Annotated in this window: 9 protein-coding genes; 8 read left to right on the top strand and 1 reads right to left on the bottom strand. The window is 46.5% G+C overall.

Annotation, left to right across the window (positions count from 1 at the left end; translation table 11 throughout):
- Positions 1–81: 81 nt before the first annotated feature.
- A complete protein-coding gene (gene lacZ, locus AC58QC_RS14555; protein WP_497415837.1) occupies positions 82–3,231 on the top strand; it encodes a beta-galactosidase, LacZ type in 3,150 nt (1,049 codons plus the stop codon).
- A gap of 281 nt (positions 3,232–3,512) precedes the next feature.
- Here the strand turns inward: lacZ and AC58QC_RS14550 are convergent, their stop codons facing one another.
- Positions 3,513–5,042 (bottom strand): MDR family MFS transporter, encoded by a 1,530-nt coding sequence (locus tag AC58QC_RS14550; protein ID WP_497415836.1) that lies wholly within the window; start codon positions 5,040–5,042, stop codon positions 3,513–3,515.
- Positions 5,043–5,321: 279 nt separating this feature from the next.
- On the opposite strand from AC58QC_RS14550, the gene AC58QC_RS14545 reads away from it, so the two are divergent.
- The 7 genes from AC58QC_RS14545 to AC58QC_RS14515 all read left to right on the top strand — a co-directional run bounded on the left by AC58QC_RS14545 (position 5,322) and on the right by AC58QC_RS14515 (position 15,616).
- A complete protein-coding gene (locus tag AC58QC_RS14545) occupies positions 5,322–6,203 on the top strand; it encodes an NAD(P)-dependent oxidoreductase (RefSeq protein ID WP_497415835.1) in 882 nt (293 codons plus the stop codon).
- 40 nt (positions 6,204–6,243) lie between these two features.
- Positions 6,244–7,389: a glycerate kinase gene (locus tag AC58QC_RS14540; protein ID WP_497415834.1), complete on the top strand. Its 1,146-nt coding sequence runs from the start codon at positions 6,244–6,246 to the stop codon at positions 7,387–7,389.
- Between the two features lie 85 nt (positions 7,390–7,474).
- Complete coding sequence (locus AC58QC_RS14535; RefSeq protein WP_497415833.1) at positions 7,475–9,556, top strand: right-handed parallel beta-helix repeat-containing protein; 2,082 nt, start codon at positions 7,475–7,477, stop codon at positions 9,554–9,556.
- 31 nt (positions 9,557–9,587) lie between these two features.
- Positions 9,588–11,924: a helix-turn-helix transcriptional regulator gene (locus tag AC58QC_RS14530; RefSeq protein ID WP_497415832.1), complete on the top strand. Its 2,337-nt coding sequence runs from the start codon at positions 9,588–9,590 to the stop codon at positions 11,922–11,924.
- A 191-nt stretch (positions 11,925–12,115) separates the two neighbouring features.
- Positions 12,116–13,060, top strand: coding sequence for an ABC transporter permease (locus tag AC58QC_RS14525; RefSeq protein ID WP_497415831.1), 945 nt, complete (start codon positions 12,116–12,118; stop codon positions 13,058–13,060).
- 23 nt (positions 13,061–13,083) lie between these two features.
- Positions 13,084–13,983 (top strand): carbohydrate ABC transporter permease, encoded by a 900-nt coding sequence (locus tag AC58QC_RS14520; protein WP_497415830.1) that lies wholly within the window; start codon positions 13,084–13,086, stop codon positions 13,981–13,983.
- Between the two features lie 82 nt (positions 13,984–14,065).
- The gene (locus AC58QC_RS14515) at positions 14,066–15,616 is read left to right on the top strand and encodes an ABC transporter substrate-binding protein (protein ID WP_497415829.1); all 1,551 of its coding nucleotides are present in this window, start codon (positions 14,066–14,068) and stop codon (positions 15,614–15,616) included.
- Positions 15,617–15,818 lie beyond the last annotated feature (202 nt).

Raw genomic sequence — 15,818 nt, 5'->3', positions numbered from 1 at the left:
TTTTAAAAGAAATAGTTGTCTTGTACAATAAGGGAAGCAGGTTGATTCAACATCCTATAACCTAAAGTGAGGAATACATCCATGGCGAACAAATTCGTATACACAGCACCTGAAAATGGTTACCCGGAATGGAATAATAATCCGCAAATATATCAATTGAATCGGTTAGAGGCTCATGCCACCTTAATGCCTTATCATACAGAAGCGGAAGCTTTGGCAGGGGTTCGGGAAGCTTCGCAATTTTATCAAAACTTAAATGGTACGTGGAAATTTCATTTTGCGGAGAATGCGGAGGGACGTCCACAGGATTTCTACAAGACTGACTTTGACACAAACAATTGGGCAGATATCGCCGTGCCATCGCACTGGCAGCTGCAAGGTTTTGACTTCCCGCAGTACACAAATATTATTTATCCGTGGGTAGGTCATGAGGATCTCAAGCCTCCATTTGCCCCGGTGAAGATTAACCCTGTCGGCTCTTATGTGCGAAGCTTTTCGATCCCTAAGGGTTGGGACGGGCAGCCAGTCTACATAAGTTTTCAAGGTGTGGAATCGGCTTTTTATGTCTGGGTGAACGGTGATCTGGTTGGCTTTAGCCAGGATTCGTTTACGCCAGCGGATTTTGATATTACGCCATATTTGATTGAAGGCGAGAATAAGCTCGCGGTGGAAGTCTATCGTTGGAGCGACGCAAGCTGGTTAGAAGATCAGGATTTCTGGCGATTAAGCGGGATTTTCCGCGATGTTTATTTGTATACGACACCAACCGCGCATATCGCTGATTTCAAAGTAAACACGAATTTAGATAGCGCTTGTGAGGATGCGGAGCTGCACATTCAAGCAACGATCACGAATTATGATCTGAAGAGTCAAGGCGTGCATCACGTGGAAGCGATGTTATACGATGGTGAGCAGCAAGCATTATGGGAAGAACCGCTTCGTGTCGGCATTCAAACAAGTGGTACTGCTAAGCAAGCTGTGGAATTCTCCGCTCACATGGATCGTCCAGCTAAATGGAGTGCAGAAAGCCCATACCTGTATACCCTCGTCCTTCGTTTATGGAATGAAGAGGGGACACTTTTAGAAACAGAGAGCTGTAAGGTGGGCTTCCGTAAGTTTGAAATTGAAGACGGCTTGATGAAAATCAACGGCGAAGTCATTGTATTCAAAGGTGTGAATCGCCATGAATTTGATTGTGATCGTGGACGTTCCGTTGAAGAGGAAAGTATGCTTGCTGATATTCTGCTCATGAAACAATATAATATCAATGCTGTTCGTACTTCACATTATCCGAATAATCCACGGTGGTATGAGCTTTGTGATCAATACGGTCTGTATGTCATTGATGAAACGAATCTTGAAACGCACGGATCCTGGAGCTACCCGCAATATGAATTAGGTGAAACGGTGCCAGGAAGCCGACCAGAGTGGACAGGGGCAGTGCTGGACCGTGCGAATTCCATGCTGCAGAGAGACAAGAATCATCCGTCGATTGTAATCTGGTCGCTCGGTAATGAGTCCTTTGGTGGAGATAATTTCTTGAAAATGCATGATTTTCTGCGTGAAGCCGATCCTTCCCGAGTTGTTCACTATGAAGGCGTGTTCTGGTGGCGTGAGTCAGAAAGAGCATCGGATATGGAAAGTCAAATGTATTCCAAAATTGAGAAAATCGAAGAATATGCTAAAAATCAACCGAAAAAGCCATTTATTCTTTGTGAATACAGCCACGCAATGGGGAACTCTTGCGGAAATCTGTTCAAGTATTGGGAGCTATTCGATCAATACCCAGTTTTGCAAGGCGGATTTATCTGGGATTGGATTGATCAATCTATTCGCACAACGACGCCAAATGGTATCACGTATCAAGCGTATGGCGGCGATTTTGGGGATACGCCAAATGATGGCAACTTCTGTGGCAATGGCTTGATCTTCGCGGATCGCTCGGTTTCTCCAAAGCTGCACGAAGTGAAGAAATGCTACCAGAATGTGAAGTTCGAAGCGGTGGATGCGGCCAAAGGTCGTATCAAAGTGACCAACCAATTTTTGTTCACGAATCTGAATGAATTTGATTGGACATGGACGATTGCTCGTAATGGTGTCGCGGCGGCTAGCCGTATGATCAGTGACTCTTACGCAGTTGCACCTGGTGAGACAACGATTATTGAGCTAGCACTAGATGCCGTAGAAAGCCAATTCCCGAACGATGAATTCGTGTTAACGTTGAGTCTGGTCCTGAAGGACGATACGCAATGGGGAGCTAAAGGGCATGAAATCGCTTGGGAGCAATTCCTCCTTCCGGCGGTTAACGCAGCAGTATTGTCACGTAATTGGGAAGCGGAAAAAGAATCCGCTGCGGCCATCTCCACAGAGGCAGCTTTGCAAGTCGTGACTTCGGCAGATAGCATCACGCTTCAAGGGGAGCGTTTTGCACTACGAGTTGACGCATTGACTGGCGATATTACCTCCTATTTGTACGAAGGAGTAGAGCTATTCCAAGCAGGACCAGTACCTAATTTCTGGCGTGCTTATACGGATAATGACCGCGGGAACCAGCACCACATCCGTTGTGCTCCGTGGCAGGAAGCTGGAAGTGGACGTAAGCTGCTTTCCTTGAACGCCAAGTCGCTGGATGCTGGGCGCGCAGAGGTTCGTGTACGGTTTGAGCTAGCCACACAACCTGCTTCCGAGGTGCAACTCGTGTACACCGTGTCCACTTGCGGTGAAGTCGAGGTTAGCATGCAATTAACGCCAGGTGACAAATTGCCAGAAATCCCTGAAGTCGGCGTCATGTTCGAATTGGATGCCGCCTTCGAGAACTTGACCTGGTATGGCCGCGGGCCGCACGAAAACCACTGGGATCGCAATGTTGGCGCTAAACTGGCGCTGCATAGCGGGACTGTTGAAGAGCAATTCGTTCCGTACTTACGTCCACAGGAATGTGGCAATAAGACCGATGTTCGTTGGGCATCCTTAACGAATGCAGAAGGTCGTGGGCTTCGCATAGCTGGCTTGCCAACTGTCGAGCTTAATGCGCTGCCTTACTCACCATCCGAGCTGGAAGCGCACGATCACACGTATAAGCTGCCAGTCAGTGACAAAGTAGTCTTGCGTGTGAACTACAAGCAGATGGGTGTTGGCGGTGACGATAGCTGGGGTGCAAGAACACATCCCGAGTTTACGCTATTCGCGAACCGTACCTATGCGTACGCGTTCACTTTCAAAGGTATATAATAGATAAAGGGGCGGTCTCTAGAGGGAATATACTCTGGGGACTGCTCTTTTTTTTTGGATTTGGAGCTAGAGGAGATCTCTATCGGACATAGGAGACGCAATGGGGGCCTAAATGTGAGGCTTGCTAAAGTTAACGGACATAGAGGCTGTTATTCCAATAGAAAAGGGCAACATCGACGTTTTGAAGCTAGGATAACGGCTGTGTTGTCCGTTAGCTTCAGAAAATCGTGTTTCCAGCGGATATAACGTCAACTGTGTCCGTTAGCAGTGGCATTTTATCCTTAATGTCCAGTCGCACCCTCGAATTCCTTCGTCGGGTCCAGCTGCTCTTTGCTCATCGCGAAAGCGAAGATGAGCGCTATTGCCGCCGGAACCACGGTCCAAGCGAAGGTGAGTACGATGGATGAGGATAAGGCACTCGTGATTTTGTCCAGCACTGGGGAGGGGATTTCCAGCCTTTTGGCGGGATCCAGCAAGGTATGCGAATCGCCGGCTGGCATGTCGACTGGCGATTGCCCGCCACCGGTGAAGGCCTCGGTCATTTTTCTCGTAAACGCGTGGCTTTGGATGATGCCGAAGACTGTAATCCCGAGCGTCATGCCTAAGGAACGGAGGAAGTTCAAGGTCGAAGTTGCTGAGCCTCGCTGCCGTACATCGAATAAGTAGATAGCCGCATTGCTAAGGACGGAGAAGGAAGCGCCGATCCCAAGTCCGATCACAACCATATAGATCGTGACAAGCCACCGTGGTGAATCCCCTGAAAGTGTCGTTAACAGCAGAGTGCCAACCAGAAGCAGTGCGATTGTCGGAATCATAATGGCACGGAAGCTGAATTTGGTCATCAGGAACCCGCCGCCAGTTGCAGTTACAACAGAACCAAGCATCATCGGCAGCAGCACTAAGCCTGAGTTCGTCGCGGTACCGCCTAATACACCTTGGATAAAAATTGGGATATACACGGATGCTGTAATGAAAGCTGCCCCGCTAAAGATAGCAACGGCATTACTTGTTGCATAAAGACGGTTCTTAAACATCGCGAACGAAATAATCGGCTCAGCCGCTTTGCGTTCAATGAATAAGAACGAGATCGTCAATACGGCAAAGAGTGCAAATAAACCAAGAATGAAAGCCGAATCCCAAGCATATTGTTTGCCGCCTAGTTCAAGTGCAAACATGAGGGACACGATGGCACCAACAAGTGTAATAGCTCCCCACCAATCGATGCGCTGCTTGGAGTGCTCAACAGACTCTTTATAGAAAAAGGCAATGAAGATGAAAGCGAGCAATCCGAGGGGAAGGTTGATGTAAAATACCCATTTCCAACTAATATAATCGGTGATATAGGCGCCGAGAAGCGGGCCGAAAATACTCGACATGCCAAATACCGCTCCGAACAACCCACCCAACTTACCTCGGGATTCCAACGGGACGGCATCGAACATGATCGTGAAGGCAATAGGAACGAGTGCACCGCCGCCGATGCCTTGAATCGCTCGATAAATACTAAGCTCGACAATGGATTCTGCTGTTCCACAAAGAATTGATCCCAGCATGAACAAAAGGAGACCAAACACGAAAAACTTTTTGCGGCCATACATATCGGATAATTTACCGAAGATCGGCATCCCAGCCATTTCAGCTACCATATAAGCGGAGGTTACCCATACGAATTTATCCAATCCGCCTAGTTCCCCGACAATGGTCCCCATTGCTGTTGCAACAATGGTGTTATCCATGGCTGCCATCAGGATGCCCAACAGAAGCCCGGCAAGGACGACACCTAATCCCTTATTCTTGTTTGGTTTCGACATAACGTTGCTTTTCCTCACTTTCTCGATACCCGAATTGATTTGACTTTCATATTAAATATGTACGCAATGATTGCTGCTTGATATCAGCCTAGGGATGTATTTTCTTCATATGATGAAAGGTTGTGCCTGCAAAGCTAAAGTTATCCATGGAAATGAAAGCTAGATCGGATATCACACTTGTCACAACATGAGATCAACGTTTGACCAGAATGAGCGAGGGTGATAAGTTTAAAAGGAGCTAATCGACAACTAGGTAACGAGAGAAAGGTGGACATTCACATGACAGAAAATACAGCAAAACCAATCATAGGACTCATCGGAACGGGTGTTATGGGTAAAAGTATGGCAGGACATTTTATAACAGCAGGCTATGAGGTTCATGTTTATACGCGTACGAAGTCAAAAGCGCAGGAGCTGTTGGATAAAGGTGCAAAGTGGCAGGATACGCCGGGGGATTTAGCTGCACAATGTCAGGTTATTATGACCATGGTTGGTTTTCCGAGTGATGTTGAAGCTATTTATTTTGGCGAAAATGGGATTTTGGCTATGGCTCAGCCAGGCAGCTACTTGATCGATTTAACCACATCGAGTCCATCCCTGGCGAAGCGCGTTTATGAAGAAGCGTTGACTCGTCAGCTATATGCATTGGATGCACCGGTTTCAGGTGGAGATATCGGGGCTAGAGAAGCACGATTGTCCATTATGGTCGGGGGCTCGCGCGACGTGTTCGAGCAAATGCTGCCTATTTTTCAAAAAATCGGCTCGAAGATCGTCCATCAAGGCACAGCTGGTGCGGGTCAGCACACGAAGATGTGCAATCAAATTGCAATTGCAAGCAATATGATGGGTGTAGTTGAGGCGCTTGTGTATGCGAAGAAAGCTGGGCTCAATCCTACAACAGTGCTGCAAAGCATTGAAACAGGTGCCGCTGGAAGTTGGTCGTTAAGTAATTTGGGACCAAGAATGATTGCTGACAATTTTGCACCAGGCTTCTATGTGAAGCATTTCATTAAGGATATGAAGATTGCCTTGCAGTCAGCAGAAGAGATGAAGGTAGAACTTCCAGGCTTAGCTCTTGCCAAATCACTTTATGAGCAATTAGCTGCCATGGGCGAAGAGGAAAGTGGCACCCAAGCGTTGTATAAATTAATTAATAAGTAAATTCGTGCTATAAGAGCAAATAGGAGCGGGAGGATGCCACATGAAAATCGTCATTGCACCGGATTCCTTTAAAGGCAGCCTTAGCTCAGAAGAGGCAGCCATAGCGATAAGAGACGGGATTCTGCGTGCTGTGCCAGAGGCGGAAACTGTCCTCCTTCCAATGGCAGATGGGGGAGAAGGAACGGTGGATAGCCTTGTACAGGCAACACAAGGAGTTAAGATCTCGATTCCTGTTCAAGGTCCGCTGCAGAATGAGGTAATCGCATCTTATGGCGTTCTGGGAGACGGCGTCACGTGTGTGATTGAAATGGCGACGGCTTCCGGTTTAATCCTTGTCCCAGCGGATCACCGAAACCCCATGGTGACGACAACGTATGGCACAGGGCAGCTGATTCGGCATGCGCTTGATCAAGGATATCGTTCCTTCCTACTTGCGCTTGGCGGAAGTGCGACGAACGATGGTGGATGCGGCATGCTTCAAGCATTGGGTTTACAGATCTTGGATGCGGGAGGACGGGAGGTGGGCGTTGGTGGACAAGCCCTTTCCCAGATAGCCAGCATCGATGCCTCAAAGTGGGATCAGCGTATTAGTGAATCGCGATTTATCATTGCTTCAGATGTCACGAATCCATTCATAGGAGATCTGGGGGCATCACATGTCTTCGGACCGCAGAAAGGCGCGACGCCAGAGATGGTTGAAGCGCTAGATAGCGCACTTGCCCATTGGGCAGATATCATGGAAGCACATATTGGCACAGCGGTACATCACATGCCCGGTGCTGGTGCGGCGGGAGGGCTTGGCGGTGCGTTTCAAGCGTTCTTCCCATCAAGCACGAAACGCGGTATCGATGTGGTGATCGAGATGACTAAACTTGATGAGCATCTGCAGGATACAAATCTAGTTTTCACTGGTGAGGGGCAGACAGATGCGCAGACTGCTTCAGGCAAAGCGCCAATGGGGATTGCGCAGGCAGCGCAGAAGCTTGGCATTCCAGTCCTTGTCCTATCAGGCTCAGTCGGACAAGGCATTGAGGAGCTTTATGATTACGGGGTGACGAGTATTCACAGTATCGTGAACGGTCCGATGCCGCTACAGGAGGCTATGAATCGTACGCCAGAGCTTCTCGCGCAAAAAGCAGAGCAGGTCATACGTACTTTTTTGGCTGGGAGAAAGATGAAGGAATAGTAGTTTCTCTCGGCTTACGAAAGTGGTATACAACCAACTCACTAGTCATAAATAAGGTTATCATGTTGTATAAAGGAGTAGGCTCATGACATTGGTAAACCAATTCTATGTAGCGACAACTGGGAATGATGATCACGATGGGAGTAAAGAGGCACCTTTCCTCACGATAACGAAAGCACAGATGACAGTTCGGAACATCATCCAGAACGGGATGATTCACGATGTCATCGTGTTTGTGTTTGGCGGCACATATTATTTAGGAGATACCTGGAAATTAGATGAACGGGATTCAGGCAGAGATGGCTTCCGTATTACGTATCGCAATATGCCTGGTGAAGTGGTTAATGTGGTCGGCGGCAGGGTTGTGACGAACTGGGAGCCTTACAGCTCAGACATGTGGCGTGCATGGCTGGGAGCTGGGAGCAGCTTTCACACGATTTACGCGGATGGGGAACGCATTGCCAAAGCGCGGCTTCCGGCAACGGGGTACTTTCTAGTGGATGGAGAGCCAGGGGCAGCCTATAAAGCAGGCATCCACTACCATGAAGGGGATATTCCGAAGGGAAGCGACCTCTCTGGGGCGCAGGTGTTCGTTTGGCCTGGGAAAGGGGAGTGGAACTGGTTTTCAGAGCTGCGAGCTTTGAAATCTCATGATGCTGAGGCAAGATATGTGCAATTCGCGCATCCCTCGATCTGGGATATAGGCGAGGGCTCACGCTATTTTATCCAGGGATCACTGGATTTTCTCCAAGCACCAGGCCAATTTCACTTGGATGAAAAGGAAGGTTGGCTCTACTATAAACCGAATAATGGGTCGCCGTTTCAACAAGAGATTATCGTACCAACGGTCACAAGGCTAATTGAAATGAGAGGCAACGATCAGGATGAGCCTATTCAGCATCTTCATATACATGGACTCCATTTCTCATGTACAGACTTTTGGTCGGAGTATCGGATGATTCAGGAAGATGAAGGCTTAAGTAATGTGGAGCGGGATGAACATCGCGAAGGCATGCTCTATTTCAATCATGCGGCGGAGATCGAAATCTCGCGATGCCAGCTGATAAACGCAGGAAGCTGCGGCATATTCCTAGATCAGCAAACGCGGAACATTCGTATTGATGGTAATCAAATTGAGCATATGGGGTATATGGGGATATGTGCCTCTGGCTATTCACCGCTTCAAGGCACATTTACCTCAGCGGCCGCCTCCTATACGAATAAAGAACATAAGATTACGAATAACACCATTCGATATGGTGGTGAGCTTATCGGACATGGCTGCGGGATTCTGCTCTATCAAAGCGGACATAACGAGATCGCGCATAATCTGATTTCGCATATGCCGCGTTATGGCATCTCGCTGAAAGGCTTACGCCACAAGGTTATGCCCGAAACCATTTATAAGATTAAGGTTACTTGGGAGAATCATTGGGACTTCCTACATACACGTCATAATTACATTGCTTATAATGATATTTCGAACGTGATGATCGACAGTCAGGATGGTGGAATGATTGAATCATGGGGAGTGGGTACGCAAAATGCGATTCATGGTAACCGCTTACACCATAGTGGCATACACTTTTCTTTTGGATTCGGCATTTATTTGGATGATGCTTCGGACTACTTCACGGTTACCCAGAATGTCCTGACTCAGCTGTATAGTACAGGAGAAGGGAAGCTATGGATGCTCATTTTCTCCAAAGGCATTGGCAACCTCATTCAAGGAAATCTACTCGTTGCAAATCCAGATGCGATTGCTGCTATTGGGACCCAAGAAATGGCGGGCGAGGACAATAAGGATGTCAAGGTGCTGGGGAACATCATTTACAATTCCGGCTACCTCTACTATTTCGTTAATTGGTGTGATGATAAATTTGCCGATGCAGATCGTAATCTCTATTGGCAGGATCAAGCTGGGGGTGTCTGTCAGGTTGCCGGTAAACTCCCACTCCTATCGTCTGGTGCTGATTTGTTAGGTCGTAATGTGTATGACTGGCAGGGGTGGCGCTCCTTGCTGGGAGGGAAGTTCGATACAAATTCGCTCATCGCGGATCCGCAGTTGATTCTCTGGCCTGAAGGGCAGATTCACCTACATCCGGATTCACCTGCGTATAAACTCGGTTGGGTGGACATCGAAGAGAACCTAATAGGGCCACTGTAAGCTCGTAATAATGAGAGGGGGCTTGGTGCTTTTGAAAGGATTTGGCTTCTATAAATCAAAGAAATATTTGCAGCGTGTACTGAGCTCGATCATGTTATCGATGGTTATTGTCCTATTAGCTTCTTCCTTTGCAAATACGTACCTGCTTGAGAAATCGGTGAAAAGGATTCAAGAGGATTCGAATCTTAAAATTCTTACCCAAATGCAATACAACTTCTCCTATATGAATGAAATCATTACGCACTTATCGTATTTTGTTTTTAAGGACAATTTGCTCATTCCGCTGATGTTTGATGAAACCTTACCCAAGATGGATTTAATCCGCAGCTACCAACGCATGTCCAGTATTTTGGAAAGCTCCTCGTTTTTACACTCCATGGTTGTATATAATCATTCTCAAAATGAGATTTACGGAACCACCACCAATTTCTTATTAGACGGCGGCGTTACGAAAAAGAAAATTGCGGATTGGCTGCTCGACCCCTCTGGGCAGCGCGAAACGTCGCGGCTTATTCCCGTAAGTCTTGAACACGAGGACGGCCAAATCGATGCATTCGCTTTCGTCGTTACCGACTCCTTGAAGCCCTTCACACGCAGCGAATCGGCCATTGTTCTGTATATCAAATCCGATTGGGTATTCGACAGCTTGAAGAAAATGAATGATACCGGCAGCCGATCCCAAGGTGATATCCTGATGGCTGATCAGGAGGGTCGATTATATTCCTCTCGGACGATTGATGAATTTGCAAGTAAATCGACGCAGGCCACCATCCACAATTACATTGTGAATCATAAACAAACAACGAACGAACCATCTGGATTCGTCATTGGGGATGTTGAGGGTAAGAAAAGCATGATTACCTACATGGCAGATCCGATCCCGAATTGGACGATTCTCTATGTACAGTCATATGACCAATTGATGGCGGAAGTTACACAGACACGCGTGAAATCACTTCTTGTCTCTGGTGCTTTACTCCTGATCGCCATAGGCATTTCGGTCTGGCTGTCCTATAAATTGTATCATCCGATTGAAGATATGCTGCACCGGATTCGGTTTCAGCATCCGCGAGATGAACACGCTAGGCGAACCGAAGGTGATGAGCTTCATGCCATGAGTGAGAATTATTTGAAATTGTCCGATGCCCTGCAGGAAATCAGCTCCGAACACATCGTCAATAAATATTACATTCGTAAATTTATGACGGATGGCCAGATGTTCTCGCATCACGATATGATCAGTCTGATTGAAAAGCATCGACTGAACATCGCGTACCCCTCCGAAATTGTTGTCTGCGTACTGCGTTTGGATCATTTCAAGTCGTACGAAAGTAACACGGCCCTTTCATTGAAGAAAATGCATAGCTTTGCGATCACGAATATTGCGCAGGAAATGATGTCCCAGGCGTACCATTGTGAAGCTGTGGAGGTCTGGGGGGATCATGTCGTGCTCATTGTATCCCTGACTGACAACAAGGTAACTCCGAAGACGGAAGGAATAATACCTATCCTTCAAGACATTCAGCACACAATCGAAACTTATTACGGTTTAAGTCTTTCTTGTGGGCTCAGTGACCCCATTTCGCAGCTGACGCTGCTGTCATCTGGCTATGCGCAAGCGTTACAGATCAGCTTGTATACGGTTATTTTTGGCTACAAGTCTATTATTACGAGCGAGATGGTCAAAGAAAACAATGCGAATAAGCGAGTTTCCATTCCAGAAACCATCGAGAGGAAATTATCGGAAAGCTTGAAGAAGGGCTTGATGACGGAAGCGGGGATCGAGCTGGAGAAAGCATTCTCCCTTTTTGCCACATTCCATTATCATGATATCCATCGAGCCGTAACGAATTTAGCCTGGGTGATCAAGTATACCGTCGTTGAGATCATGGAAAATCGGGTAACGAAGATGAGCTTCAACGTTGATTATATCCATCACATTCCGCAGGAGAAAGATACGTTAGAGGAGATGTACTTATCCCTGCTGGCCTTATGTGCACAAATTTGTGAGGGGCAAAAGCCGTCCAATGTGGAACGAAATGACATGATCTTGGAGACGGTCAAAGAACTCATCCATCAGAAGTATGCGGATATCAACCTAAGTCAACAAACAATCGCAGCGACAGTCAAGCTGTCATCCGCTTACTTGGGGAAATTGTTCAAAGACAGCTACCAAATAACGCTCACGGAGTATATCAATGAAGTTCGTTTGCAGCACGCCCAGCGTCTCCTCGAGAATGGGGATCATGCGGTCCTAGATATTATGGAAAAGTGCGGATATGCCAATCCGAGTTACTTTTTCCGGTTGTTCAAAGCCAAATTCGGCAGTACACCGAAGGAATATCGCATGAAGAAATCCATTTCATAACAGGGGAAATAGGAATGCCTAGCCGCCACTTCTACCACCAATTGGTGCATGGAAGGGCGGTTTAGTACTTTTCGATGGTCAAAAGAGAGTAATTCGAACATTGTACACATCCGTTGTACATGATTTCGGAAATCGTACGCTATGTAAACGCTTCATTCTGTGGCAAGATACGAGTATGGAGGAGGAGCACAATGATGAAATCACAGCCAATCAAAAAACGAAGGCTCTTACAGGAATTGAAACACCTGCGAAAGAATCGAGAGCTGCTGTTGCTTGCGACCCCAGGCATTTTGTTTGAACTGGTCATTAAGTATTTGCCCATGATCGGACTGATCTTAGCCTTCAAGTATTTCAGATATGATCAAGGGATTCTAGGGAGCAAATGGGTCGGCTTCAAAAATTTCGAATTTATATTTAAATCACAGGACGCCTTTCGTATCATTCGAAATACCCTTTTGTACAACATGACGTATATCCTACTCGGCACGCTTGCAGCGCTGGTCCTTTCTATTTTGCTATATGAGGTAAGCGGACGCATGGTGAAGGTGTATCAAACCACATTATTTCTTCCTTATTTTATTTCGCTAGTATTGGTTGGTTACATTTCGTACGCCTTCTTGGAGCATAAAAGTGGATATCTCAATAGCTTCTTACAGAACCTAGGGCTTTCACCACACAAATGGTACTTGGAAACAATGCCGTGGCTATTTATTCTGCCTGTGGTTGCTGTTTGGAAAAGTGTCGGCTTCTCGACATTGATCTACTATGCTGGGATCGTAGGAATTAATACGGAATATTACGAGGCGGCTAAACTAGATGGCGCTTCACGCGTTCAGATGATTTTTCGGATTACACTGCCGCTTATGAAGCCGTTAATCATCATTGTATTTATTTTAGGCTTAGGCAATATTTTCCGTGGGGATTTCGGACTGCATTACTTTGTACCGAATAATGTGGGAGCCAATTTGGCGACAACTGATGTGATCGATACGTATGTGTACCGCGCGCTGGCAAAGCTTGGGGACATAAACTCAGGAGCGGCGGTAGGTTTTCTGCAATCGATCGTAGGGTTAATTACAATAGTGTCAGCGAATGCAGCGGTGCGCCGAATTGATAAAGATAACGCGTTATTCTAACGGGGGAGGAGCCTAGGAGCCTTATGGAAGCTGTATTAGCAAAACAAGTGAAACCGGCATCGATTTGGTATATCCATGTGTTTTTCACGCTGATCTGCCTGTTGATGATCATCCCCTTTGTGCTCGTTATTGCGGTGTCGCTGACTTCAGAGAACAGCTTGATTCATTTCGGTTACCGCTTTATTCCGAAAGAACTCAGCTTGGAAGCGTACCGGATTGTCATGAAATCACCGGACATTTGGCTGAAATCATATGGGGTTACGATTGGTATTACCATTGTTGGGACCGTGCTATCCCTGTTATTAACGACTTTGACGGCCTATCCGATGTCACGACGCGACTTTCGCTATCATCGTCCGCTTACGTTTTATATCTTCTTCACGTTGTTATTCAATGGGGGGACCATTCCGTTCTATATTCTGATGACACAATACCTCCATCTCAAAAATTCCATCCTTGCACTCATCATTCCACTGCTTATGAATCCGTTCAATGTAATTATTATGAAGAGTTATCTAGACAAAATTTCCATGGAAATTATTGAGTCTGCCAAGATTGACGGCTCCAGCGAGCTTCGCATTTTCTATCGCATTATTTTGCCGCTCTCTACACCTGCGCTAGCGACACTCGGATTATTTATTTCATTTGCCTATTGGAATGATTGGTTTAACGCCTTGTTGTTCATTGATGATAACAAATATGTGCCGCTTCAGCTGCTGCTGGTTCGCATTCTATCGCAAATTGAATTTCTCGCCAATTCGCCACTGGCTGAAGCTGCAAGCAAGCTGCAATTTGCTAACTTCCCGACATTATCGGTTCGGATGGCAATGGCCTTAGTTGCAGGGGGGCCGATGATGATCATGTTTCCTTTTTTCCAAAAGTATTTCGTGAAAGGCATTACAGTAGGGTCATTAAAAAGCTGAAAGGGGGTGAGGGGGGCGCGTTTGTATTGCTCGTTTGATGGTTCTGATGATACTAGGGGTTATTCATATGGAGGTGTGAAGGTTGAAAAAAGGAAAAAAAATGTACCTGAGCAGTGTAGCCATTATGCTTCTGAGTATGACTGTGTTAACTGGATGCAAGACCGACACAGCAAGTGAAACGACATCACCGACGGCAACGACACCGACAACCACGACAAGCGCGGCTCCCGCAACACCTGCACCAAGCACGCTGCCTGAAGTCAAGTTGACATTTTATTATCCAAGCAATCCGCCTGGTAAAGATCAGGCTCTTGTGAACGATGAAATCAACAAGTATGTGAAGAGTAAAATCAACGCGACAGTGGACTTAAAGCCTCTTTCATTTGATGAATATGATCCAAAATTGAACACCATCATGGCCTCTGGTGAAGCTTTCGACTTGGCATGGGGCTCGAAATATTGGCTTCTAAGCTATCAGCCGAACATTGATAAAGGCGCGCTTTTGGAGCTAACGGATGCGATGATCAGTAAATACGCGCCAGAAGCGCGGAAGAACATCCCAGATAAATTCTGGCCAGATATGAAAGCGACCGATGGCAAAGTCTACGGCTTCCCGGTTTATCAAATCGCAGCGAAGACGAAAAGTCTCGTCATCCAAAAACAATTCGTCGATAAATACAAATTGGATGTTAATTCCATTAAGACGTATAAAGATATCGAGCCTTTCCTGAAAACGATCAAGGACAATGAGAAGGATGTCATTCCTTTCGGGATGGCTCAGAATTCGTGGGGTCTCTATACAGATCCGAATTTGGTTGCTGCTGATGGTCTTGCGGTTGCGTACAAAAAGGATGATAAAACGTACACGTCGATTACGAAAATTCAACAGCTTCAAAATAAGAAGGACTTCTTCACGACGATGCACAACTGGTCGAAAGCAGGCTATATTAATGAGGATGCTCCCCTATTGAAAAACATCACGGATCTTAAGAAAAAAGGGAAAGTAGCAGTGAGTCTGGAGTTTACAACGAAACCAGGCGGCGAAGTGGATGAAATGGCTAATAATGGCGGTAACGCTGTTGTGTATGTTCCGATTTCTGACTCTTACTTTACAGGTGTTGCCAGCGCCATGCAGGTTATTTCCAAAACGTCCAAAAACCCAGAACGCGCACTCATGTTTATTAATCTGCTTAATACAGATAAAGTGTTATACAATCTGATTTCGAATGGTCTGGAAGGCAAGCACTATACGAAGAAGGATGACAAATATATTGAGCCGATTAAGGATTCCGGCTATGCGCCGAATGTTGATTGGGTGTTCGGTAACCAATTTAACGCTTACTTGAAAGGTGCGCAAACCCCAGATGTGTGGGACAAAACGATTAAATTGAACGAAAGTGCAATGGTTCCGGCATCCTATGGCTTTGATGTGAATAGAGACACCATCAAATCTGAGGTTGCCAACGTGACCGCTGTGGATAACGAGTTCCAAGTTGCAATTGAAACAGGTGCGGTAGATCCTGCGGATCAACTGCAGAAATACATCGACAAGCTGAAGGCTGCTGGTCAAGACAAGATTGATGCGGAAACAACGAAGCAATGGCAAGCTTTCTTGAAAGCGAAAGGCTTGTAAGAAGAGCAACGATTGAGGCCGTCCCTAGAGGGGCGGCCTTGCTGTAGTTATGAATTCCATCATTGCAGTCCCTGACCCCCCAGCCGCTATATCATATTAGGACAAGTTCCCGAATATACATGAGTGTGGGACAGTGGGGAATAATCGGAATTCCCAAACGGCGGAGCCGATTATTTTGTCATGCATATACTAATAGCACAAC

The sequence above is a fragment of the Paenibacillus sp. J22P51 genome (assembly GCF_059692215.1).
This window is presented reverse-complemented; position numbering and strand designations above follow the sequence as displayed.